This window comes from Brevundimonas pishanensis, assembly GCF_022750635.1.
GTDB lineage: Bacteria > Pseudomonadota > Alphaproteobacteria > Caulobacterales > Caulobacteraceae > Brevundimonas > Brevundimonas pishanensis.
In genome coordinates this window covers 43,988-65,732 of record NZ_JAJKBG010000006.1, presented here as the reverse complement: position 1 = coordinate 65,732, position 21,745 = coordinate 43,988, and the positions used below count along the sequence as shown (strand labels likewise).

The following is a 21,745-nucleotide window of genomic DNA, read 5'->3' as shown; positions in this document are numbered from 1 at the left end:
ACCTTAAGGGTTGAGGAACGCATCGATCAGGGCGTTCAGTCGTTCCGGTTGGTCGAACATGATGAAGTGGCGGCTGTCCTGTACAGCCTCCACTCTCACGTTCGGCAAAGCTTTATACTCGCGGGTCCACACCTCGGCGGACTTAGCACCGTAAGGGCTGGAGTTATCGAGCGCATATACCGCCCAGAACGGTGTCGTCATCGACGGCAACCCTTCGCGCAGATCGGTCACCACAAGCTCTGAAATGGCGGTGGCTAGGGCCTGGCGGTCCGAGGCTATCGACGCATCGACAATCTCTGCGCGGCGCTCCTCTTTCAGCGTCATAGCGACGGCTGTCATTCCTTGCTGGTTACGGAACATCTCGTCCGACGCGCCAAGGATAGCCGTTCGCATTTGTTCGGCAGCCGGGCGAACGCTTTCGCTGGTCGCGGTCGAACTAAACAGACTGCCGTAGAAGGGCAGACTGTCGACGCTCATCACCTTTGTGAGCAGACCCGGGTGATCCTGCGCCAGCTTCAGTCCCATCAGCCCCCCCATCGAATGCCCGATATAGGCCGGACGATCCAGGGTACCGGCATAGATCGCCAGTTCGTCGATGGCCGGTTGAAGGAAGGGGCCATCGCCATGCGTCCATGGCACATCGCCAAACCCTGCCAACTGAACCAGATGAACCCGATAACGGGCGGACAGATTGTTGGCCGTTTCTCTCCAGACCTCGCGTGTCGAGGCATAGCCCGGCACCAGGATCACGTCCGGTCCCTGCCCGACAACCTCTACCGAAATCCGGTCGCCATTGTCGGCGCGGGCCTCGGGCACCGCCCCGACCGACGCCGCAAACAGGGCTGTAATCGCTACAAACGCACGCACCAAGACTGAGCCAACCGGAGTTGAAATCGCCATCACAGGTCGTCCTTTGTTTAGCTTTGAATATGCGGGTTTTCGAAAACGTCTTCTACGGATTTTCCGAACAGGGCCGATATCCGGTAGGCCAGATCCAGTGACGGGTTGTGCTTGCCGTTTTCCAGCGCGATGACGGCCTGACGCGAGACGCCCAACTGTTCGCCCAGTTGTTCCTGCGTCCAGCCGCGCTCGACCCGCAGGAGTTTGAGACGGTTGTTCATTGGGTGAACCTTTCGACGCAGGAAATCACGCCAAACAGGCCCCACATGATGCAGTAGGCGGCCCAAGCGGCCGGTCCTTCGACGCCTGCGAAGGTTTCAAGGAAACCCCAGACCGTGAAGATCGCCAATGTCCCCATGCTGGCAATGATGAGGCGCCGCGCCGTCATCGCCTTCAGAAACTCGTCGGCCTTGTGCAGATAGTTCAGCGTCACACCGATCTGCCCCAGGATGGCGATACCGGGCACCAGAGCCAGCGCAACCAGCGCCGCGCCATGCACATTGCCGCTACGTACCGCCAGCGAGGCGGCCAGAATGCCCAGCACATAAAGCCCCATGGTGAGCATGGTGCCCCGCGCATAGCTGCGGCCATTGGCCGTCGCGTCTCGTCCGTTCATTGGTCTTCTCCTTCAATGTAAGGTCAACCTGACATCGGATAAATGTAATGTCAACCTGACATTTTGTAAGGCCAGCATTACGCCTTGCCTTTCGCTGGCTTCGCGCCCAGTTTGCCGCCGTTTTCCGTTTCGCCATTCCGGTCGCAAGCCCTTGTCGCGCATCAAAAACCCCACCGATTTCATCCTCGGCAACACCCGCCTTCAGGCCGTGTCCCACACGCCGGAAATCCAGCTGTGGCTGGCTGACGAGATCACGCCCATCTGGCGTTTGACCGAGGAAGAACTGGACGAGATGGGCGTGCCGCCGCCCTTCTGGGCGTTCGCATGGGCAGGCGGTCAGGCTCTGGCCCGTTGGCTGCTGGACCGCCCCCAAGAGTGCGCAGGCAAGACGGTTGTCGATCTGGCCACCGGATCGGGCCTCGTTGCGGTTGCGGCGATGAAAACGGGCGCGACCTCCGTGCTGGCCGCCGACATCGACCCGTTCTGCGAGGCCGCTGTAGCGCTCAACGCCAAGGCCAATGATGTCGAGATTGCCTTTACCGACGCCAACCTGCTGAAAAGCCCGCCGCCACAGGTCGATCTGATCTGCGCGGGCGATGTTTTCTATGAAAAGCCCATGGCCGAAGCGGTGCTGGAATGGCTGTTGGCGGCCCGAAAAAATGGCACGCGCGTTCTCGTTGGCGATCCGGGACGAAACTATTTCCCTAAATCGGGCCTTACCTTCCTGAGTGAATACACTGTGCCCACCACGCGCGAGCTCGAAGACCAGGAGGTCAAACGTTCGCGGGTATGGTCGCTGGATTAACCGATACAAAGCTTTGCTTGGCGAACGGCGTTTCTCTGCCATAGGCTAAGGCAAAGGTTCGAACAGAGGACTGGGCCAATGAAGTGGGAAGGTGGACGCCGCGGTGGCGGTATCGAGGATCGTCGCGGCATGCGCGGCGGTGCAGTCGCGGGTGGCGGCATCGGGGCAGCGATCATCGGCCTTGTGCTGTATTTCGTCTTCGATATCGACCCGCGAACGACCCAACAGGTCGCCAGCCAACTGGGCGGACTGGGTCAGGCCGGATCCCAAGAAGGCCAAGTCGGCTCGCCCGAAGACGATGCGGGCAGATTTGTCGAGGTGATCGGCACCAACATCAACGACGTCTGGGCCCAGAAGCTGGAAGGCTATCGCCCGCCGGTCACGGTCCTGTACGAGCAGGGCACCCAGACGGGCTGCGGATACGGTCAGGCTGCCATGGGGCCGTTCTACTGCCCCGCGGACCAGAAGGTCTATCTGGACCTCGGCTTCTGGCAGGACCTGCAACGCCTCGGCGGCTCGGGTGCCGACTTCGCCAAGGCCTATGTCATCGCCCACGAATACGGTCACCACGTCCAGCGTCTGATCGGAGCGACCGAACAGGTCCAGCGCGCCCAGCAAAACGCCCGTTCGCAAGCGGAGGGCAACCGCTATTCGGTGGCGCTAGAGCTTCAGGCCGATTGCTTTGCAGGGATGTGGGCGCGTAACGCGGGACTGGTCTCCAATGGCGAGGTGACCGTCACCGATAGCGATCTGGCCGAGGGCATGAAGACCGCTGCCGCCATCGGCGACGATGCGCTGCAGGGTCGCGGTGGTGGACGCGTTTCGCCAGAGAGCTTCACCCACGGTTCCTCGCAAGAACGTATGCAGTGGCTGCAGCGCGGCTATCAGACGGGCGATCCGGGCTCCTGCGACACCTTCGCCAACCTGTAGGCCCTTAGCCGATCGTCAGATCGAGCGGGCGGCTGAGATAAAGCTGGTTCTGACCTAGGTTCAGGGCCAGCTTTTTATCTTTGAACGCCGCCATACCCAAGAGTGCGTCCGGATAACCGGGCAGGTTCGACGCGGGGAAGACGGCAACACGCGCGTCGCGCCACTGCTCTTCGCCAAGCGCCACAGAGGCCACCCGCACCCAGCGCGCCTGCGTCACCCCGCCCAGCACGAGACTGGTCCCCGCCTCGGCTGCACGTCCGTCGTTCAAGCCCAGCGCTTGGGCGGAAGGTTCAGTCATCGAGAGCAAGGAAGACGCCCCCGTATCGACCACAGCCTTCAAGGGCCGTCCCTCGACCGAAACTATGGCGGCCATGGCATCGCCGGACAACTCGACGGGCACTGCCCAAAGCTCTGGTACAGGACGCCAAGCCGAAGGATCGGAGAACCGCACGCGCTTACGCTCCCAATCCAGTTCGATCACCGCCTCTCGCATAAGATCGCGACCGATAATCAAGCCAACGGCCAGCGCCGCATCCCGCGCAAGCGGACCAAGGTCCAGCAAGGCCGTCTTGAGCTTGGTAACGCGCACGCCCGGCAAGGCGACGTCGATGGTCATGCCCCGCCCGACCTGAGGCTGCCCCCCGACACCATAGGCGACGACGGGCATGTTGAACGGCGTACGCGATAGCCGCTGTCCCAAGGCCTGATCCAGCACCGAATATTGCGCACCGGAATCGATCAGCGCCCGCACGGGCCGTCCGTCGATCTGCACATCGATCACGGGCACATCGGCGATGGTCTGAACCAGCGGATGCCAGACCTCGGCCCCCTCAAACGTCAGCTTGGGCCGCCCCCAGACAAACTGGTCCTTTAGCCAGAAGCCCGCGCCAACGGCACTGGCCGCAAACGCTCCACGCAACAGAAAGGACCGACGGTTCATCCCCCACACTTGGCCCGAATGTGCTGCGAAATCTACCACCGATGTCTGCGAGGCAACTTCTTGCGTCAAATCGCGATTTCGGGCCTTCGCAGCGCAACATAATCCATGACGCGCGCCTTCTATCAGTCTAGACATGCAGGGTGATGACCCAATCGCCTGACCAATATCTGTCGACGCGCGGCCACGCCGCAAACGAAACCTTTGCCGATGCGCTGCTGCGCGGGATCGCCCCGGATGGCGGTCTGTACATGCCGACCGCGTGGCCGACCCTTTCGAGCCTGAAACAGACAAAGGACGCCGACTATTCGGTCATTGCCCGCGAGGTTCTGACGCCATTCGTGGGCGACAGCCTCCCGGAAGGCGCGGTAGAACGTGCCGTGGCCCATCTGGTCAAAGGCTTTGACCACCCACTGGTCACACCGCTGGTTGAACTGGAATCCGGCCTGTTCGTGCTGGAGCTGTTCCGCGGCCCGACCGCCGCGTTCAAGGACCTGGCCATGCAACTGGTCGCCAGCCTGTCGGACGAGGCATTGGAAGCCTCGGGCGAGACGCTGACCTTGCTGACCGCCACCAGCGGCGACACCGGAGCCGCCGCCGTGCGTGCCTTTGCAGGCAAGAAACGCATCAAACTGATTGTCCTGCATCCGCTGGACCGCGTCTCGCCCATCCAGCGCAAGCAGATGACGACGGTCGAGGCCGACAATGTCCTGAACCTCGCCGTGCGCGGGGACTTCGACGACTGCCAGCGACTTGTGAAACAGCTTCTGGCCGACGAGACCTTGCGCGAACGCGGCCGTCTGTCCTCGGTCAACTCCATCAACTGGGGCCGACTTGCGGGTCAGATTCCGTATTATGTGTCAGCGACCCTGCAGCTGGGTCAGGCCGCGCATTTCGTGGTGCCGACCGGAAACTTCGGCGATGCCTTTGCCGGTATTGCGGCCCGCAAGATGGGCCTGCCCGTTGCGGGCATGACCGCCGCCGTCAACCAGAACGACGCTCTCGCTCGGGCCATTAATGAAGGCGTCTATGACCGCCGCCCTGCCGTCGAGAGCGCCAGCGTCTCCATGGATGTACAGGCACCGTCGAACTTCGAGCGTCTGGTGTTCGAGGCCTCAGGTCGCGACGCAGCCCAGACCCGCAAGCTGTTCGAAGACTTTGCCGCCAACGGCACCGTCACCTTGCCGGACGACCTTTGCCAAGCCCTGACCGCAGAGACCCGCGCCGTGTCGGTTGATGAAGCCACCACTGCCGCCGAGATCGGTCACGCCTATCAGGCTTGGGGTCGCGTCGTCTGCCCGCACACGGCGGTTGCCCTGCATGCCGCCCGCAAGATGGATCGCAACGGTGCGCCGGTTGTGGCCCTGTCCACGGCCCACCCGTCTAAATTCGGTGGCTATGTCGAAAGCGTGTTGGGCATTGCGCCTGAACCGGCTCCGGTCATTGCCGCCCTTGGTGACAAGCCCGAGCGCCTGTCGGTCATCGACAGCGACTATGCCTCGGCCCGCGACGCCGTCGGCAGCTTCTAAAGCTTAACCTGCGGCCTTGGCCTGAAACAGCGCCAGGGCCGACAGGGTAAAGCCGTCCTCAATCATCCCGCTCGACAGGGCCGCGTTCAGTTGCGTGAGGGGTAAAAGCCTGCGTCCCGCAGCTTCCTGATCCGGCTCGGCATGCGGGGTATCAGGCGCAATACGCGCCACAAACAGCGCGATACGCGACGACATAATCCCCGTATTGGGCCGCACATGACCCAGGGGGCTAAAGGCCTCTAGCGGCAGGTCGTAACCGGTTTCTTCCTTCAGCTCGCGTTGTGCGCAGGTGAGGGCAACCTCGCCCGCCTCGCCAAAACCGCGCGGGATTTCGAGGGTCAGTTCACGCCCCTGCGAAGGGCGCTTCATCTCCAGAAGCAGGATGTCGTCGCCGACGAGCGGGAGCACCGCTGCCCCCTCGCCTCCCGTGTTTTCCTCAACGATGTGGAACAGCCCGTCCTTTACGACGCGGAACCACGGGTTTTCATAGACGATCATCGTATCTCTATCCCCATGGACTGGGTCAGGCGCGGATACAGGCCGAACCAGTTCCGGCGTGTCGCCCAGTTAAACGATGTATCCTGAAGTTTGTTCTCGACAAAGCTGGCGGCTTCCTCGGTCAGGAACTCCACCAACTGACCTGCGCCGAAGGCGGTAATCAGGTCAAAACCCTTGAGGGCATAGTCGAACAGCTTCTTCTGCTCGCTGAACGCCACCGCCCCGACGCCGAGGTTCAGCAAGGCGGGCGGCAACCGGTCCAGAACCGCGATCCGATCCATCACAAAAGCCTCGCCCGACGCCACGAACAGGCCGTTATAGCAGGCGTCGATCACCTCCAGCTTGAACTGGCCCGCGTCGGCACCCAATAGATCCTCGCTGGCCTGATACCAGAGCGAGCGCGAGCCCAGTTCCGGTGCCCGGTCCATCAGGCTTTGAAGTGGCTCTTCCAGCTCCACCCGCTGGGTCCGCCACTGTTCCAGCGAGGGCGAGGCCGCAACGGCATCCGACAAGGCCGCGCTGTTCAGGCTGACCGGCGAATAGGTCGGTCTGATGCGTCGTAGATTGCGATCCAGCGTATGCAGTTCAGCCTTGAAATGCGCCAGATCCAGCCCTGCCAGGTCCTGCTTGCGGCACTGGAAGCGCGTCAGATAGTGGTGCGGCGGCAGGTTGTCGAAATAGTCCTCGATAGATTCCGGTGCCGCATTGCCCGGCACACGCACGACCAGACCGCCGCGCCCTTCCTTGCTGCCCGACCACCGCTGGACCAGCGGATTGTCTAGCAGCCGTCCCATGCCCGCATTATCCAGAAGCAGGTTCGGCGTTAGGATCGCCCCCTTGGACAGGGCAATCGACATCAAGAACCGCTTTTCCAGCTCCAGAAGCGACAACCGGCGAACCGGATCGCAATTGGCCAGAAACATCTTTTCTTTGAACAGCATACTTCACCCACCTGCCCCTGTTCTAGGGACGGGCAAGGCGATGGTCCAGCCTCAGGCGGGGGCGGTTTCGAAGGCTTCCAGGATCGGACAGCACTGGCCCGCGCCGCTTTCGCAGCGGTTGGCCAGTTCACCCAGCGCGGCCTTAACGGCCTTGAGTTCGCGAAGACGTTGGTCGATTTCGGCCAGTCGTTCGCGGGCCAAATGCAGGACTTCGTTACGGTCCCGCTCGGGATCGAGCGCCGTCAGTTCAGTGATCTGGGCGAGGGTAAATCCTGCCCGCTGGGCCGAGCGGATGAAGTTCAGCCGCTTCAGGTCCTCATCGCCATAAAGCCGATAGCCCTCGCCGCGCGGGGGCGTCGGCATCAGTCCGCGCCGCTGGTAAAACCGCACGGTTTCCACGCCGACATCGGCAGCGTTTGCCAGTTGGCCAATCGTCATATCGGGCATGGTTGACTCCGTACCATGGTACGGGGCGTACATAGGTCGCCGTTAAACACGTTCAAGACAGGAGCACCGCGCATGGCTGCACCCCAAAAGACCGCCGTCCTGTATCGGATGGCCATCGGCAAGAGCATGTGTCCGTGGGGACTTCGTGCCAAGTCCCTCTTGAAATCGAAAGGTTACAAGGTCGAGGACCATCTGCTGCTGACGCGCGAGGAAACCGACGCGTTCAAGGCGCAGCATGATGTTAAATCCACGCCGCAGGTGTTCATCGACGGCACCCGCATCGGCGGCTTTGATGATACGCGCCGCCATCTCGGCGTGAAAGTCGCCGATCCGAAATCGACGACCTATACGCCGGTGCTGATGGTGTTTTTGGTCACCGCGCTGATGGCGATGGCAGTCAGCTATGCGGCCTATCAGACGCCCTTTACCGTGCACGCCGCCGAGTGGTTCATCAGCCTCAGCATGTGTGCGCTGGCGATGTTGAAACTGCAGAACCTCGACGGCTTTGCCACCGGCTTTTTGAACTATGACCTGCTGGCCCGCGGCTGGGTGCCCTATGCGTGGATCTACCCGTTTGCGGAACTGGGGGCAGGCGTTCTGATGACGGCCCATGTGCTGACGTGGATTTCCGCCCCCGTCGCCCTATTCATCGCCACCATCGGCGCATGGTCGGTGTTCAAGGCCGTCTATCTGGACAAGCGCGAACTGAAATGCGCCTGCGTGGGTTCGGACAGCCGCGTGCCGCTGGGTGCCCTGTCGCTGACGGAAAACATCATGATGATCGGCATGGCCATCTGGATGCTGGCCCGCCTGTGAGGCGCTCCCCCGTCAGGCTTTGACGGGGGACTTCCACCACTGCATCCGGTTCCAGAACGGAGCCGGATCCTTTGGCGTCACAAAGTGCACCGGATCGTGGAACAGGCGATCGTGCAGACGCGTAAGCGTAAAGCGCACCACCGAGGCCTGACCCAAGAGTGGCAATAGTTCCGCCTCTAGTGCCGACAGCGGGCGAACCGATTCATAGCCCGCCCGGAAGGCCGCCAGTGCGGCCTCGTCCGGAGTGCCCTCGGCGTCAAAGCCCCATGCGCTGAGCGCAATCGCCAGATCATAGGCCAGAGCGCCGGTGCAGCCGAAGTAGAAGTCGATCACCCCACCGATATCGTCGCCATCAAACAAGACATTGTCGGGGAAGTAGTCGGCGTGGATCGCCCCTTGCGGCAGCAGGGAAGGATCGAACAGATTTTCCAACTCGGGCATCAGCCGCTCAATCTGGTCGAGCATGGCGGCATCCGCGCCCGAAGCCCGTTCGGCGCTGCGGTCGGCCAGTTCGCGCCAGCGACGCGGACCGACAGGATTATCGCGCGTCTGACCAAAGCCGCGGGCCTTCAGATGAAGGTCCGCCAGCGTCGCACCCGCCAGATGGATGTCGGCCACTTCGGGACGGCGTCTCCATGCGCCCAAGGCCCATTCCACCAGAGCGGCGGGTCGGCCTTTCAGCTCGCCCTGCAAACGCCCGTCCAGATCGGCGACCGGCGACGGCGTGGCAAAACCCGCCGCCCCCAGATGCTGCATCAGCCCGAGGCAGTACGGCAAACCGGCCTGCTCCTCACGCCCTTCGAACAGGGTCAGGACATAGGCGCTGTCGCGGGTCCGGACGCGATAGTTCGTGTTCTGGACACCCTCGGCAATCGGCGTGAATTCAATCACTTCCGATATAGGCCAAGCCTTGAGAAAGGCCTGGGCCTCGGCTTCCGGAACAGGCGTGAAAACTGCCATAGGGTTTAGACCAACTCTGCCGCTGCGCGTCGTGCGCGGACGATATCGGCCACATCGGCCAGAACGCTTTCCGTCGTCGCCCAGCGACCAGCCCCGCGTCCTTTGCACAGCCAAACACGACCGTCCGCGCCGTGAACCTTGAGCGCATTACGCTCGCCGTTCAAGGACTGGAACAGGGCATCTTCGAGGTTGTCGTTAAGGCGTACGCTGGCATCCAGTTGGCCATCCTTGGCGAAGCAGGCACCGATCTGGCGCACCGGTGCATGACCGACCGGGGTTGCCGCCGACAGCACATCACTGGGCACGTTTTCCGGCACGCGGCCAAAGGCTTCGTAGGACAGCAGTTTGACCTTGGCGGCGGCGTCCCGGCCCTCGAGGTCCGACGACGGATCTTCCTCGGCAAAGCCTGCGGCCCGGGCATCGGCCAGAGCGTCGGCAAAGGCAGCACCCGCGCCCAGACGCTCCAGCATAAAGTTGACCGTGCCGTTCAGAACGGCCTCGAAACCGGCGACCTCACCCGCCGCACGGGCGGCACGCAGCGTCTCGATCATGGGCGAGCCACCGCCGACCGAGGCCGACCAAGCCACGCGGGCCCTATTGGCATCGGCCAGTTTTTCCAGGCCTTCCGGATCAAGCGCAACAGCCTGTTTATTGGCGCTGACCACGTCGCAGCCCTGTTCCAGAGCACGGCGGATCAGGTCGTGTCCGGCCTGACCTTCGGATAGGGCCTCGACCACCAGATCGGGCTTCTTGGCCAACAGGGCATCGACGTCATTGCTGAAGAGTTCCTGCGGACAGTCCACATCGCGGCGCTTGAACGGATCGCGCACCAGGACGCCGACCACCTCGAAGCCGTTGTCCCATAGCAGGCGGTTCAGCAGACCACCGCCGACCACGCCGCAACCCGCGACCACCACTTTCAGCGGCTTTTCAACCGACACCGGACCCGGAGGAGCGTTGCGGTGACCCACCACCGTACCCTCGGCCCGGCCAAGCGCAGCGACTTCGATTTCCACATTGCGCTTTTCGCCAAGGTCGATGGCGTCGTGCTGGACCAGCGCGCCACCAAGTTGGCGGGCCGTCTCCCACGAGGCACGGCGGTAACGCTGTGGCGTGCCCGACGAACAGGCCGGATCGCGGTCGTACAGGCCGTCCACGTCCTTGACCAAACGCACCTTGTCCAGACCCAGTTCTGCCGCAAGAACCACCGCCGTCAGGTCCGAACCGCCACGCCCCAGCAAGGCCACACGGCCACATTCACGCACCGCGCCAAAGCCCGGAACCACCACCACTTCGTGCTGAGCCAATGCCTCGTGCAGGCTGTTGTTCTTCAAGGCCACCGGACGGGCGTGCTGCGAAGGACCTTCTGCCGAAATGCCCAGTTGCTGTACCGACAGGCCCACTGCGTCCAGACCCACACGGTCGCAGGCGATAGCCACCAAAGCTGCTGCACGCTCCTCGCCCAGAACCACATAGGCCGGCAGGAGTTCGTTGTCGTGATCCAAACCCAGAGCGCGGGCCTCTCCCAGCAGCTTGTCCGTCTCGCCCGCCAGTGCCGACACCACCGCGACGACCTTACGGCCGCGACGGACATGGCCATAGATTTCGCTGGCGACGGCGGGGGCGTCGGCCGGGCTTTTGAGGACCGATGAGCCAAATTTCAGCACCACCACATCGGCATCAGGCGCGAGCTGCGGTTTCTGGTTTTCGGCGACGAGGGCGAGGTTGGCGGACATGGGCGTTTTCCTGGGGTCGGTATTCGGTTCGGGAAGGAAGGGGGTGGGTTCGGGGCAATAAAAAACCCGCCTCGGGTGCTCCGGGCGGGGTTCGGGTTTCTTGCTTTTCGCCTGCTTGGCGCGCGTCAACCTGTTCCCGCCCGGATGGGCATGGTGGTGGTACCGATAGTGGTGGTGCCGGTCATGACGGACATGGCGATGCCCTTCGCCGAAGCGATCAGGGTCAGGCCAATCATGTCGATGAGGTTCACCACGTCAGGCGTCCAAGGTTGCGTTTAACTTGATCCTAGGTTGAGCGACGATGCTGCATTGCGTCAACCCCCTTTCAGCAAATTTTTTCAAAATCCGCCTGCCGGAGATAAGTTTGAGCGCCAGTTGGCCGCTAAGATTGCGAATGGGGTGAAATTTTTCACTTGACCGGCGGTCGCTCAGTCAGCAGTTTGACGTCACTCATCAAGACCGACCGAGGGATTAGGCCCTTTGACGTCGGGGCAACCATCGGGTTCCGCCCGAAACGGTGCCAACTCCTGCGGGGTCCTTTCCAAGGGCCGCGAGAGATGGGTGGAGCGTCGAAAAGGCGGCGCGCCACGGGTCTGTCACTGCAAGTGTTTCGGGATGAGCCGAGACTGAAACGCAGAGCAAAAGACCCCGGCAATGACCTTGGCCCTGATCCCGAATGAGACGACCAAAACCGACCCTTCCTGTCGGCAAAAACCAGCGCGTCGTCCCTCCGAGCTGCTCAGCCGTGACGGGGCCCATGACGTGTTCGTTCCGATCCCCGAGGACTTCGAACTCGATTTCGGCGGCACGCTGACCCAGAAGCAGGTTGTCGGTCGCCTGCACGGCAAGGCCAACGCCCCGCTGGTCGTCGTCGCAGGCGGCATATCGGCAGACCGCTATGTGCACCGCACCGAGACCAAGGGCCTTGGCTGGTGGTCGGGTGCCGTCGGCGTTCGCGCCCCGATCGACCTGACCCGCTATCGCGTTCTTGCTTTTGATTTTGCTCCTGAATTCGGCACTAATGTCACCGAGCCCAAGCAGCCGCTGACCATCACCACCCAGGATCAGGCCCGCCTGCTGGCGCTGTTGCTGGACCATCTGGGTGTCGAAAAGGTCGCCGCCTTCATCGGCTGTTCCTACGGCGGCATGATCGCGCTGGCCTTTGGTGAGCTTTTCCCCGACTGGGCCAACCAACTTGTGGTCGTCTCTGCTGCCCACCGCCCTCACCCGCTGGCCACCGCATGGCGCGGCATCCAGCGCCGGATCCTTGAGCTGGGCGTGGAGACGGGCCGCGTCGATCAAGCCATCGGTCTAGCTCGCGAACTGGCCATGACCACCTATCGCACCCCTGACGAGTTCGGTCAGCGGTTCGACAGCGAAGCCCCCAGCCATGCGGGTCAGGCGTATCCCGTCTGCGACTATCTGAAGTCGCGCGGCAGGGCGTACCGCGACCGTACCACGCCGTCGCGCTGGCTGACGCTATCGGACTCGATCGACCGTCACCGCGTCGAGCCGGAAGCCATCACCGCCCCCGTCACCCTGATCGGTTTCAACAGCGACCGCCTGTGCCCGATCGAGGACATGGAAGAGCTGGCCAACCGCCTTCCCAACCTGTTCCGCTTTGTGAAAGCGGACTCCATTTACGGCCACGACGCCTTCCTGAAGGAAGACAAGTTCGTGGGCGAAATCCTGACCTCAGTACTGAAGGACGTAGACCAATGACCCGCGCCCGTACCGCCGATCCCCGCACCATCGCTGCCCGCACGGGCGTCGATACCGATACGGCCCACGGCTCGGTCATGCCGCCGCTCTATCTGTCGTCCAACTATTCGTTCGCAGGCTTCGACCAGAAGCGCCAGTACGACTATTCGCGCTCGGGCAACCCGACCCGAGACGTTTTGGCCGAGACGCTCGCCGAACTGGAAGGCGGCGCGGGCGCTGTAATCACCGCAACCGGCATGGCTGCTGTCGACCTGCCGCTCAGCCTGTTGTCGCCCGATGATCTGCTGATCGCTCCACACGACTGTTACGGCGGCACGCACCGCCTGCTGTGCGCCCGCGCCCGCAAAGGCCACTTCCGTGTCGCGTTCGTGAACCAGAACGATGGCGCAGCTTTGGATGCGGCACTGGCCGATGGTGCCAAGCTGGTGCTGGTGGAGACGCCCTCCAACCCGCTGCTGCGTGTGACCGACATCGCCGATGTCGCGCGCCGCGCCCATGCTGCGGGTGCCAAGGTTGTGGCGGACAACACCTTCCTGTCTCCGGCGCTGCAGAACCCGCTTTCGCTGGGCGCGGACATCGTCGTCCACTCAACCACCAAATACATCAACGGCCACTCCGATGTTGTCGGCGGTGCCGTCATCAGTGCCGATCCGGAAGTGCATCAGGAACTGGCATGGTGGGCCAACTGTCTGGGCATTACCGGCTCGCCATTCGATGCCTACCAGACCCTGCGCGGCCTGCGCACCCTGTTCACCCGCATCGAACGCCAACAGGCGACCGCGACCAAGCTGGCGAAGGTGCTCGAAGCCCACCCCGCCGTGGCCGCCGTCCACTATCCGGGCCTGAAATCGCATAGCGGCCACGAACTGGCCGCCCGCCAGCAGCGCGGCTTTGGCGCAATGCTCAGCTTTGAACTGCTGGGCGGTCAGGCGTCGGTTTGCTCCGTGATCGACGCGCTGGATATCTTCACGTTGGCCGAGTCGCTGGGCGGCGTCGAAAGCCTGATCGCCCACCCCGCCACCATGACCCACGCCGCCATGACGCCTGAAGCCCGTGTCACCGCTGGCATCACCGAAGGACTGGTGCGTGTCTCGGTGGGTCTGGAGCATGAAGACGACATCATCGCCGATCTGGTCGCGGCGCTCGATTCCGTGGTGGTAAGTCAGGCGGCCTGATCCCCTTACCTGACCCGACCACGCAAAAGCCCCCTCGGATCATCACCGAGGGGGCTTTCTTATTTGCCGGTATCAATAAAGGATCAGGCGGCCAGTTGTTGCAGACGGGCGCGGTTGATCTCGAACTGCTGCATCAGACGATCCAACTCGGCAGCGTCCTGCGCCAGCGAACGGCTGGCTGCCGTCGATTCCTCGACCATGGCTGCGTTCTGCTGGGTGACCTGATCCATTTGCGACACCGCCACATTGACCTCGGCCAGACCGGTCGATTGTTCGCGCGAGGAACTTTCGATCTCGACCGCGATGCGGGTTAGATTGCCGATCTGGTCAGCAATCTTCTGCAGGGCCAAACCGGTCTCATTGACCAGATTGACGCCCTGCCCAACCTGCTGGGTAGACGCCTGGATCAAGCTCTTGATCTCCTTGGCAGCCTCGGCCGAGCGCTGCGCCAGAGCCCGCACTTCCGATGCCACGACGGCAAAACCGCGACCCGCATCGCCTGCGCGCGCAGCTTCGACACCGGCGTTCAGGGCCAGAAGGTTGGTTTGGAAGGCGATCTCGTCGATCACGCCGATGATGGCGCCGATCTGGTTCGACGACTGCTCGATCTGGTCCATAGCGGCGACAGCGCGGTTGACGACCACTTGACCGTCGTTGGCATAGGTTTGCGAGGCGCGCACCATATTACCGGCCTCGGCAGCACCCTCCGCCGATCGGGCGACGGTCGATGTGATCTGTTCGACGGCAGCGGCGGTTTCTTCCAACGAAGCAGCCTGCTGCTCGGTACGGCGCGAGAGGTCTTCGGCCGCTTCGCTGATCTGGTGCGCGGCGGCACCGATGGCCGACGAACGGTCGATGATGATGGCGACGGCGGTTTCCAGCTTTTCAGCGGCCGCGTTGAAGTCAGCCTTCAGCGGAGCGGCGTTGCCGGTGATGTTGGTGTGGATACGGTGGGACAGGTCGCCCTTGGCCAACGCTGCCAGACCATCGGCCAGAGCCTCGACTGCCACACGGGATTCTTCAGCGGCCTTGGCGCGTTCCGACTCGACACGGGCGCGTTCTTCGTCACGCGCCGCACGGGCCTGTTCGGTTTCCGCCGCCAGTTTGCGGTTCTCGATGGCCTGCTCCTTGAAGGTCAGGACAGCCGAGGCCATCTGGCCGATCTCGTCCTTGCGGCCCGTCGCCGGAATGGCGACTTCAAGGTCGCCGTGAGCCAGACGGTCCATAGCGCGGGTCATGGCCACAACCGGCTTGGACAGTGCGCCGGTCAGCCAGAAAGCCGAAAGTATGGCGATGGCGAAGGCGATCGCACCGCCGACGACGAAGGCTGTATAGGCCTGCGCATAAGCGACCTTGGTGCGATCGGCATTCTCCGCGTCGATCTCGATCAGGGCGTTCAGAACCGCACGACCGTTGCGCTTTACCTCGACGATGTCGCCGGTGCCATCGACGGTCAGTTCGTCGAGAATGACCGCACGCTGCTCAGGATCAGCAGACAAGGCCATGCGGTTGCGCGCATCGGCGATGAAGGCTTCACCATCCTTGGACAGTACAGCCTGTTGTTCCCTGAACATGCCGTCAACGTCGGCAGCGGCCAGATTGGCAACGCCGGTATTATAGGCCTGAACGTACTCGTCGAAGGCTTTGCTGAATTCGGGTTTTTGGGTCGCGATGTAGGTACGCTGGGTCAGCTGCTCGTTAAGGAGCGCAACTTGCACCTCGGTGATCGCGGCCGTGATGTCCTTGGCGCGACGCACTTGGTCTTGGGCGTGTTGGATCGCCAGCACGGCCCAAAGCACGACGAGCGTGGCTGCGCCACAAGCGGCAATAACCGCCGCAAAAGAGAGCACCAATTTCTTTGGCACTGACAAATTTTGAATGAACATCGATCGGTTACTTGTACAACAAAGTTACGATCGGCGTTCCTAGAACGGATGTCTATTTCAAAGCTTATCAGTAATATACGTGTATTTACATAGTCGTTTGAATAGTGCGGTTATCGAAATATCTCGATAACCGCACTATTTCATTTGCGCGTACCAGCCAGTTTGCTGCCGTTAGGCCGCTGCAGCAGCGCGTTGATGGCGGGAAATCTGGAACTGACCCATCAGTCGATCCAGATCGGATGCGTCTTGAGCCAACGAACGGCTTGCGGCAGTCGCTTCTTCAACCATAGCGGCGTTTTGCTGGGTGACCTGATCCATCTGGCTGACGGCCACGTTAACCTCTGCCAGTCCGGTCGCCTGCTCCTTCGAGGACGACTCGATCTCGACGGCGATGGTGGTTAGATTGGTAATCTGGACAGCGATACGTTCCAGCGCCTTGCCGGTCTCGTTGACCAGATCCACGCCTTGCCCGACTTGTTGGCCCGACGCCTGGATGAGCGTTTTAATTTCTTTCGCAGCTTCCGCAGAACGCTGGGCCAGAGCGCGGACTTCCGATGCGACGACCGCGAAGCCACGCCCGGCATCACCGGCACGCGCCGCTTCGACACCGGCGTTCAGTGCCAGCAGGTTGGTCTGGAAGGCGATTTCATCGATCACGCCGATGATCGCGCCGATCCGGTTGGACGATTCCTCGATCTGGCCCATCGCCGAGACGGCGCGGTTCACGACGGTCTGACCCTCGGTGGCGTATTGCTGCGATGAGCGCACCATCGAACCGGCTTCCAGAGCGCCTTCGGCAGAGCGGGCGACGGTTGAAGTGATCTGTTCGACAGCGGCAGCCGTTTCCTCCAGCGAGGCGGCCTGCTGTTCGGTACGGCGCGACAAGTCGTCGGCGGCTTCGCTGATTTGATGCGCAGCAGCACCGATGGCAGACGCCCGGTCGATGATGATGGAGACAGCGGTTTCCAGTTTCTCGGCCGAAGCGTTGAAGTCGGCCTTCAGGACAGCGGCATTACCGGTGATGTTGGCGGTAATGCGGTGGGTCAGATCGCCCCGCGCCAGCGCCGCCAGACCTTCGGCCATGGCTTCGACGGCCACGCGGGCCTCTTCGGCCGCCTTGGCGCGCTCGGTCTCGACCTTGGTGCGTTCTTCTTCGCGGGCGGCCCGGGCCTGCTCGGTTTCCGCAGCCAGACGACGGTTTTCCTGTGCCTGTTCCTTGAAGGTCAAAACTGCATCGGCCATCTGGCCAATCTCGTCCTTGCGACCCACCGCTGGAATGGCGACTTCCAGATCCCCATGCGACAGACGATCCATAGCGCGGGTCATGGAGACGACCGGCTTGGACAGGGCCGAAATCAGCCAAAGAGCCGAAGCCACGGCAATCGCCAGCGCCAGAGTACCCCCGGCAACGAAGGTCACAAACGCCTGACGGAAGGCTGCATCGCGAGCCTTTTCCGCCTTGGTGTCGATCTCCTCGACGCCGCGCAGGACCGCAGCGCCCGGTGCGCGCACGGCCGTGATACGGCCCTTGGCCGCAAGGCTGGCCACGCTCGCTGCGTGCTGTTCAGGGTCGCTCGCTTGAGCCATCATCTGGCGGGCTTCGTCCGTGAAGGCCTTGCCAGCTTCGGCCAGCGCCTTCTGCTCTTCGACAAACTGGCCGTTGACGTCGGCGACCGCAAAATCGGCCAGCGCCGCCGTAAAGGCGGTGGTGTGCTCTTCAAACCCTTCTTTGAAGTCTTCGTTCGGGACCGCCACATAGCCGCGGAGGTTCAACTGCTGGTTCAGCAGCGCGACCTGCACCTGCTGGATGCGGTCCGAAATCTCGCGAGCCTCGGACTGACGCTGGTCCGCATTTTGGATGGCAAGGAGGGCGAAGAACACAAGCGAGGTCGCAAGCCCGCAGGCCGCTATGACGGCGGCGAACGAGAGAACCAATTTCTTGGGTACTGAGAGGTTTTGTAGCACGGGGGAGTGACTCGGAAACGCAAATCTGACTGCGCTCCCGATACCGCTATCCGTCTGTTCTAAAGCTTAGCAATAGGGCTGGGTAATCTACTTACGACTTTAGGCTAATGCTTTGAATACAACTAAAAAAGCCGTGCCTGCCAGATAAAGCGCAAAGGCGCGTCGAAGTTTCTTACGGTCCAGCCTGTGCGCCAGTCGCGCACCGTAGGGCGCTGTCCATCCGGTCAGCAAACCCATGATGATTGCCGCCGGAATATTGACGTATCCCAGCGTCAGCGGCGGAACTCCGCTGGCACCCCAACCGAACACCAGATAGCCGAAGGATGCTGCCGCACCGATAGCCAGACCAAATCCCGACGAGGTCGCCACCGCTTGATGGATCGGCCTGCCGCACAGGGTCATGGTCAGGCCACCGAAGCTGCCCCCGCCAATCCCCATCATGGCGCTAAGCGTGCCGATGACACTGGCAACAACTCGGCGTCCCCACACTGTGGGCAGGTCCTTGCGCACGGTGATGTGTTCTGGAAGCAGTCCCATCTGCACCGCAATGGCGATCAGACATACGCCATAAACAATCGCCAGTGCCGACATCGGCGAACCACCGGCGATGAAGGCACCCACCAGACCGCCAAACGCCACCCAAGGGGTCCAGGTCTTGAGCACTACCTCGTCGACTGCACCGTGTTTGCGGTGCGTGGCCAATGATCTCACGGACGTGGCGACAATGGTCAAAAGGCTGGTGCCGATGGCGACGTGCAGATTGTGCTCACCGCCGACGCCCAGAACGCTGAAGGCATAGAAGAGCGCAGGCACCAGAACCGTGCCGCCACCCACGCCGAACAGCCCCCCGATGACACCGGCAATGGCTCCTGCCCCGACAAGGGCAGCCAGCATCATCACCAGTTCCATCGCGGAGACGTCGATCACGCGGCTTCGTCGTCCTGAGCGCGGCGGGCTTCGGCTTCGCGGACGGCGTCGATGGCGCGATCCAGCACGTCGAGGCCTGCGCCCGACTTAACACCTTCAACCGTCAGGATACGGCGGAAGGCCCGCGCGCCCGGGCGACCATGCATGGAGCCCAGCATGTGGCGGGTCATCGACACGAGGCTGGCACCCTTGGCCAGTTGCTCGGCCATGTATGATTTATAGTTTTCCAGCGCGTCGAAAATGTCGGTGTCGGCAACGTCCTCGCCATAGATCAGGCGGTCAGCCTGACCCAGCAGCGAAGGCTCGTGATAGGCGGCACGGCCGATCATCACGCCGTCCAGTTGCACACCGTCATAGGGTTGCAGCAGTTGCAGCGCCTGTTCCAGCGTGGCGATGCCGCCATTGATGCCGATGGTCAGGTGCGGGCGCTCCTTCTTGAGGCGCTTCACCAGATCATAATCGAGCGGAGGAATGTCGCGGTTTTCTTTGGGCGACAGGCCCTTCAACCACGCCTTGCGGGCGTGGACGGTAAAGTCGGTGATGCCGACCTTGGCACATTCATCGACGGTGGCGAACAGGCTCTCGTTCGGATCTTGCTCATCGACGCCGATGCGGCATTTGACCGTGGCAGGCACCGAGACGGCAGCCTTGATGGCGGCCATGCTCTCGGCCACCAGTTCCGGCTCCTTCATCAGGCAGGCGCCGAACCGGCCCGACTGTACGCGGTCCGACGGGCAGCCGACGTTCAAGTTGATCTCGTCATAGCCATAGTCCTCGCCAATCTTGGCGGCCTCGGCCAACTGTTTGGGATCAGACCCGCCCAGTTGCAGCGAGATCGGATGTTCAACATCCGAGAACCCCAGCAGATAGTCGCGGTCGCCGTGGATGACGGCGGGCGCGGTGACCATCTCGGTATAGAGCAGCGTCCGTTTCGACAGCGCACGGTGAAACGTCCGGCAATGCCGGTCGGTCCAGTCCATCATCGGGGCGACGGACAATCTGTGCGCGGGATAGGTCATAAACTTGGATGTACGCTGGGGAAGTTACGGCGACCCTATACGCGAGCGGGCCGCCGTAACCAAGCCAGCGGTTAGGCTAGCCCCTTAGGCGGGCTCGCGCACAGTCACGTACAGGTCGCCGCCGTCGCGGTATTTGGCGGACATCTCGGCCATGCCTTCTTCGGCCTTGGCAGCGTCGCGGATGTCGTGGCTGATCTTCATGGAGCAGAATTTCGGCCCGCACATGGAGCAGAAATGCGCCACCTTGTGCGCCTCTTTCGGCAGGGTCTGGTCGTGGAAGGACCGCGCCGTGTCGGGGTCCAGCGACAGGTTGAACTGATCCTCCCAGCGGAACTCGAAGCGCGCGCGGGACAGGGCATCGTCGCGCAGCTTGGCCGCCGGATGGCCCTTGGCGAGATCGGCCGCGTGGGCGGCGATCTTATAGGTGATGACCCCGACCTTCACATCGTCGCGGTCTGGCAAACCAAGGTGCTCCTTAGGGGTGACGTAGCAAAGCATCGCCGTGCCGAACCAGCCGATCATGGCCGCACCTATCCCTGAGGTGATGTGGTCATAGCCCGGCGCAATGTCGGTCGTCAGTGGGCCAAGCGTATAGAAGGGAGCTTCTCCGCAGACCTGAAGTTGCTTGTCCATGTTCTCCTTGATCTTGTGCATTGGCACATGGCCCGGCCCCTCGATCATGACCTGACAGTCGTGCTTCCACGCGATTTGCGTCAACTCGCCCAGCGTCTCAAGCTCGGCAAACTGGGCGGCGTCATTGGCATCGGCAATCGAGCCGGGGCGAAGGCCATCGCCAAGCGAGAAGGACACGTCATAGGCGCGCATAATCTCGCAGATTTCCTCGAAATGCTCATAGAGGAAGCTCTCGCGGTGATGGTGCAGGCACCACTTGGCCATGATCGAGCCGCCGCGCGAGACGATGCCGGTCACGCGAGTGGCAGTCAGGTGGATATGCTTCAGACGCACGCCCGCGTGGATGGTGAAATAGTCCACGCCCTGCTCGGCCTGTTCGATCAGGGTGTCGCGGAACACCTCCCACGTCAGGTCCTCGGCAATGCCGTTCACCTTCTCCAGAGCCTGATACAGCGGCACCGTGCCGATGGGCACAGGGGCGTTGCGGATGATCCATTCGCGGATGTTGTGGATGTTGCGGCCCGTCGAAAGGTCCATCACCGTGTCCGCGCCCCAGCGGATGGACCAAACCATCTTGTCGACCTCTTCGGCCATAGACGAGGTCACAGCCGAGTTGCCGATATTGGCGTTTATCTTCACGAGGAAGTTTCGGCCAATCGCCATCGGCTCCAATTCGGGGTGGTTGATGTTGGCAGGAATGATGGCGCGGCCCTGGGCGATCTCGTCACGCACGAACTCCGGCGTGACGAAGTCGGGGATGGCGGCACCGAAGCTCTCGCCGTCGCGGTCCATCTGCTCGCGTACCTGCTGGCGGTCGAGGTTTTCGCGGATGGCGACGAACTCCATCTCGGGCGTGATGATGCCTGCGCGCGCATAGGCCAGTTGCGTCACCGCCTTACCCGCCTTGGCTCGGCGCGGCGCGTTCTTCAGCGGAAACTCCGGCGTCATCTTCTCGGGCGAGACAAAGCCGTTGTCGGCGGGCTGGATGGTTCGGCCCTCGTAGAGTTCGGTGTCGCCCCGCGCCTCGATCCAGCTTTCGCGCAGACGTTTCAGACCGCGTTCGATGCTGATGCGCTCAGCAGGATCGGTATAGGGGCCGGACGCGTCATAAACCGTCACGGGCGGCTCGTTGGCGGTGGGGTGGACGGAAATCTCGCGCAAGGGCACGCGGATGTCGGGGTGCAGCACGCCGGCCTTGAACACCTTGGTGGAGGCGGGCAGCGGTCCGGTCGTTACGGTCAGTTGGGTTTGGGTCGTCATGTCAGGCTCCTTGCCCGAAGGCGTTGGAGACCCAGCACGAACT

General features: G+C 62.4%; 21 protein-coding genes and 1 riboswitch. Of the genes, 6 read left to right on the top strand and 15 right to left on the bottom strand.

Going from position 1 to position 21,745, the window contains the following annotated elements; all coding sequences use genetic code 11:
* Positions 1-3: 3 nt before the first annotated feature.
* From LOX95_RS12150 to LOX95_RS12140, 3 genes are read right to left on the bottom strand one after another with little or no spacing between them, the layout of a single operon-like run.
* Positions 4-900 (bottom strand): alpha/beta fold hydrolase, encoded by an 897-nt coding sequence (locus LOX95_RS12150; RefSeq protein WP_242914975.1) that lies wholly within the window; start codon positions 898-900, stop codon positions 4-6.
* A 17-nt stretch (positions 901-917) separates the two neighbouring features.
* A complete protein-coding gene (locus LOX95_RS12145; RefSeq protein WP_242914974.1) occupies positions 918-1,121 on the bottom strand; it encodes a helix-turn-helix transcriptional regulator in 204 nt (67 codons plus the stop codon).
* Positions 1,118-1,516: a hypothetical protein gene (locus tag LOX95_RS12140; protein WP_242914973.1), complete on the bottom strand. Its 399-nt coding sequence runs from the start codon at positions 1,514-1,516 to the stop codon at positions 1,118-1,120. The genes LOX95_RS12145 and LOX95_RS12140 overlap by 4 nt, the downstream gene beginning before the upstream one ends.
* A 151-nt stretch (positions 1,517-1,667) precedes the next feature.
* On the opposite strand from LOX95_RS12140, the gene LOX95_RS12135 reads away from it, so the two are divergent.
* Both LOX95_RS12135 and ypfJ read left to right on the top strand, forming a co-directional pair.
* The gene (locus LOX95_RS12135) at positions 1,668-2,321 is read left to right on the top strand and encodes a class I SAM-dependent methyltransferase (RefSeq protein ID WP_248286994.1); all 654 of its coding nucleotides are present in this window, start codon (positions 1,668-1,670) and stop codon (positions 2,319-2,321) included.
* 78 nt (positions 2,322-2,399) lie between these two features.
* The gene (gene ypfJ / locus LOX95_RS12130) at positions 2,400-3,251 is read left to right on the top strand and encodes a KPN_02809 family neutral zinc metallopeptidase (RefSeq protein ID WP_242914971.1); all 852 of its coding nucleotides are present in this window, start codon (positions 2,400-2,402) and stop codon (positions 3,249-3,251) included.
* Between the two features lie 4 nt (positions 3,252-3,255).
* Here ypfJ and LOX95_RS12125 read toward each other — a convergent pair whose 3' ends face one another.
* Positions 3,256-4,191, bottom strand: coding sequence for an aspartyl protease family protein (locus LOX95_RS12125; RefSeq protein ID WP_242914969.1), 936 nt, complete (start codon positions 4,189-4,191; stop codon positions 3,256-3,258).
* A gap of 143 nt (positions 4,192-4,334) precedes the next feature.
* Between LOX95_RS12125 and thrC the strand changes: the two genes are divergently transcribed.
* On the top strand, positions 4,335-5,717 hold the full coding sequence (gene thrC / locus LOX95_RS12120; RefSeq protein ID WP_242914967.1) for a threonine synthase: 1,383 nt from the start codon (positions 4,335-4,337) through the stop codon (positions 5,715-5,717).
* A 3-nt stretch (positions 5,718-5,720) separates the two neighbouring features.
* Here the strand turns inward: thrC and LOX95_RS12115 are convergent, their stop codons facing one another.
* From LOX95_RS12115 to LOX95_RS12105, 3 genes are read right to left on the bottom strand one after another with little or no spacing between them, the layout of a single operon-like run.
* On the bottom strand, positions 5,721-6,215 hold the full coding sequence (locus LOX95_RS12115; protein WP_242914965.1) for an NUDIX hydrolase: 495 nt from the start codon (positions 6,213-6,215) through the stop codon (positions 5,721-5,723).
* Positions 6,212-7,156, bottom strand: a complete 945-nt coding sequence (locus LOX95_RS12110) for a hypothetical protein (RefSeq protein WP_242914963.1) — start codon at positions 7,154-7,156, stop codon at positions 6,212-6,214. The genes LOX95_RS12115 and LOX95_RS12110 overlap by 4 nt, the downstream gene beginning before the upstream one ends.
* Positions 7,157-7,207: 51 nt before the next feature.
* A complete protein-coding gene (locus LOX95_RS12105) occupies positions 7,208-7,603 on the bottom strand; it encodes a MerR family transcriptional regulator (RefSeq protein ID WP_242914961.1) in 396 nt (131 codons plus the stop codon).
* Positions 7,604-7,675: 72 nt separating this feature from the next.
* Between LOX95_RS12105 and LOX95_RS14310 the strand changes: the two genes are divergently transcribed.
* A complete protein-coding gene (locus tag LOX95_RS14310; RefSeq protein ID WP_345791454.1) occupies positions 7,676-8,419 on the top strand; it encodes a MauE/DoxX family redox-associated membrane protein in 744 nt (247 codons plus the stop codon).
* A 12-nt stretch (positions 8,420-8,431) separates the two neighbouring features.
* Here the strand turns inward: LOX95_RS14310 and LOX95_RS12090 are convergent, their stop codons facing one another.
* The 3 genes from LOX95_RS12090 to LOX95_RS14235 form a co-directional block, all read right to left on the bottom strand.
* Positions 8,432-9,379, bottom strand: a complete 948-nt coding sequence (locus LOX95_RS12090) for a homoserine kinase (RefSeq protein ID WP_242914959.1) — start codon at positions 9,377-9,379, stop codon at positions 8,432-8,434.
* A gap of 5 nt (positions 9,380-9,384) precedes the next feature.
* A complete protein-coding gene (locus LOX95_RS12085; protein WP_242914957.1) occupies positions 9,385-11,115 on the bottom strand; it encodes an amino acid kinase family protein in 1,731 nt (576 codons plus the stop codon).
* Between the two features lie 125 nt (positions 11,116-11,240).
* The gene (locus LOX95_RS14235; protein ID WP_282452759.1) at positions 11,241-11,366 is read right to left on the bottom strand and encodes a hypothetical protein; all 126 of its coding nucleotides are present in this window, start codon (positions 11,364-11,366) and stop codon (positions 11,241-11,243) included.
* A 196-nt stretch (positions 11,367-11,562) separates the two neighbouring features.
* A riboswitch (SAM riboswitch) is annotated at positions 11,563-11,679 on the top strand.
* Positions 11,680-11,877: 198 nt separating this feature from the next.
* Here LOX95_RS14235 and metX point away from each other — a divergent pair.
* Together metX and metB are read left to right on the top strand one after the other, a co-directional pair.
* Positions 11,878-12,837 carry a homoserine O-succinyltransferase MetX gene (gene metX, locus LOX95_RS12080; RefSeq protein ID WP_345791453.1) on the top strand — a complete coding sequence of 320 codons (960 nt, stop codon included), beginning with the start codon at positions 11,878-11,880 and terminating at the stop codon, positions 12,835-12,837.
* Positions 12,834-14,012, top strand: a complete 1,179-nt coding sequence (metB, locus tag LOX95_RS12075; protein ID WP_242914953.1) for a cystathionine gamma-synthase — start codon at positions 12,834-12,836, stop codon at positions 14,010-14,012. The genes metX and metB overlap by 4 nt, the downstream gene beginning before the upstream one ends.
* Positions 14,013-14,095: 83 nt before the next feature.
* Here metB and LOX95_RS12070 read toward each other — a convergent pair whose 3' ends face one another.
* The 5 genes from LOX95_RS12070 to thiC all read right to left on the bottom strand — a co-directional run bounded on the left by LOX95_RS12070 (position 14,096) and on the right by thiC (position 21,702).
* Positions 14,096-15,862, bottom strand: a complete 1,767-nt coding sequence (locus LOX95_RS12070; protein ID WP_242914951.1) for a methyl-accepting chemotaxis protein — start codon at positions 15,860-15,862, stop codon at positions 14,096-14,098.
* A 207-nt stretch (positions 15,863-16,069) separates the two neighbouring features.
* Complete coding sequence (locus LOX95_RS12065; protein ID WP_242914949.1) at positions 16,070-17,779, bottom strand: methyl-accepting chemotaxis protein; 1,710 nt, start codon at positions 17,777-17,779, stop codon at positions 16,070-16,072.
* A 183-nt stretch (positions 17,780-17,962) separates the two neighbouring features.
* A complete protein-coding gene (locus LOX95_RS12060) occupies positions 17,963-18,790 on the bottom strand; it encodes a sulfite exporter TauE/SafE family protein (RefSeq protein ID WP_242914947.1) in 828 nt (275 codons plus the stop codon).
* Positions 18,787-19,809, bottom strand: coding sequence for a tRNA dihydrouridine(20/20a) synthase DusA (dusA, locus tag LOX95_RS12055; protein ID WP_282452758.1), 1,023 nt, complete (start codon positions 19,807-19,809; stop codon positions 18,787-18,789). Before dusA ends, LOX95_RS12060 begins: the two co-directional genes overlap by 4 nt.
* A gap of 84 nt (positions 19,810-19,893) precedes the next feature.
* Positions 19,894-21,702: a phosphomethylpyrimidine synthase ThiC gene (gene thiC / locus LOX95_RS12050; protein WP_242914945.1), complete on the bottom strand. Its 1,809-nt coding sequence runs from the start codon at positions 21,700-21,702 to the stop codon at positions 19,894-19,896.
* Between the last annotated feature and the right edge of the window lie 43 nt (positions 21,703-21,745).

What these genes read in the sequence shown, in the direction of transcription:
- LOX95_RS12150 (WP_242914975.1), bottom strand. Translation starts at nt 900, where the DNA reads ATGGCGATTTCAACTCCGGTTGGCTCAGTCTTGGTGCGTGCGTTTGTA.
- LOX95_RS12090 (WP_242914959.1), bottom strand. Translation starts at nt 9,379, where the DNA reads ATGGCAGTTTTCACGCCTGTTCCGGAAGCCGAGGCCCAGGCCTTTCTC.
- dusA (WP_282452758.1), bottom strand. Translation starts at nt 19,809, where the DNA reads ATGACCTATCCCGCGCACAGATTGTCCGTCGCCCCGATGATGGACTGG.
- LOX95_RS12140 (WP_242914973.1), bottom strand. Translation starts at nt 1,516, where the DNA reads ATGAACGGACGAGACGCGACGGCCAATGGCCGCAGCTATGCGCGGGGC.
- thrC (WP_242914967.1), top strand. Translation starts at nt 4,335, where the DNA reads ATGACCCAATCGCCTGACCAATATCTGTCGACGCGCGGCCACGCCGCA.
- LOX95_RS12110 (WP_242914963.1), bottom strand. Translation starts at nt 7,156, where the DNA reads ATGCTGTTCAAAGAAAAGATGTTTCTGGCCAATTGCGATCCGGTTCGC.
- LOX95_RS12145 (WP_242914974.1), bottom strand. Translation starts at nt 1,121, where the DNA reads ATGAACAACCGTCTCAAACTCCTGCGGGTCGAGCGCGGCTGGACGCAG.
- thiC (WP_242914945.1), bottom strand. Translation starts at nt 21,702, where the DNA reads ATGACGACCCAAACCCAACTGACCGTAACGACCGGACCGCTGCCCGCC.
- LOX95_RS12105 (WP_242914961.1), bottom strand. Translation starts at nt 7,603, where the DNA reads ATGCCCGATATGACGATTGGCCAACTGGCAAACGCTGCCGATGTCGGC.
- LOX95_RS12115 (WP_242914965.1), bottom strand. Translation starts at nt 6,215, where the DNA reads ATGATCGTCTATGAAAACCCGTGGTTCCGCGTCGTAAAGGACGGGCTG.
- LOX95_RS12085 (WP_242914957.1), bottom strand. Translation starts at nt 11,115, where the DNA reads ATGTCCGCCAACCTCGCCCTCGTCGCCGAAAACCAGAAACCGCAGCTC.
- LOX95_RS14310 (WP_345791454.1), top strand. Translation starts at nt 7,676, where the DNA reads ATGGCTGCACCCCAAAAGACCGCCGTCCTGTATCGGATGGCCATCGGC.
- ypfJ (WP_242914971.1), top strand. Translation starts at nt 2,400, where the DNA reads ATGAAGTGGGAAGGTGGACGCCGCGGTGGCGGTATCGAGGATCGTCGC.
- metB (WP_242914953.1), top strand. Translation starts at nt 12,834, where the DNA reads ATGACCCGCGCCCGTACCGCCGATCCCCGCACCATCGCTGCCCGCACG.
- LOX95_RS12125 (WP_242914969.1), bottom strand. Translation starts at nt 4,191, where the DNA reads ATGAACCGTCGGTCCTTTCTGTTGCGTGGAGCGTTTGCGGCCAGTGCC.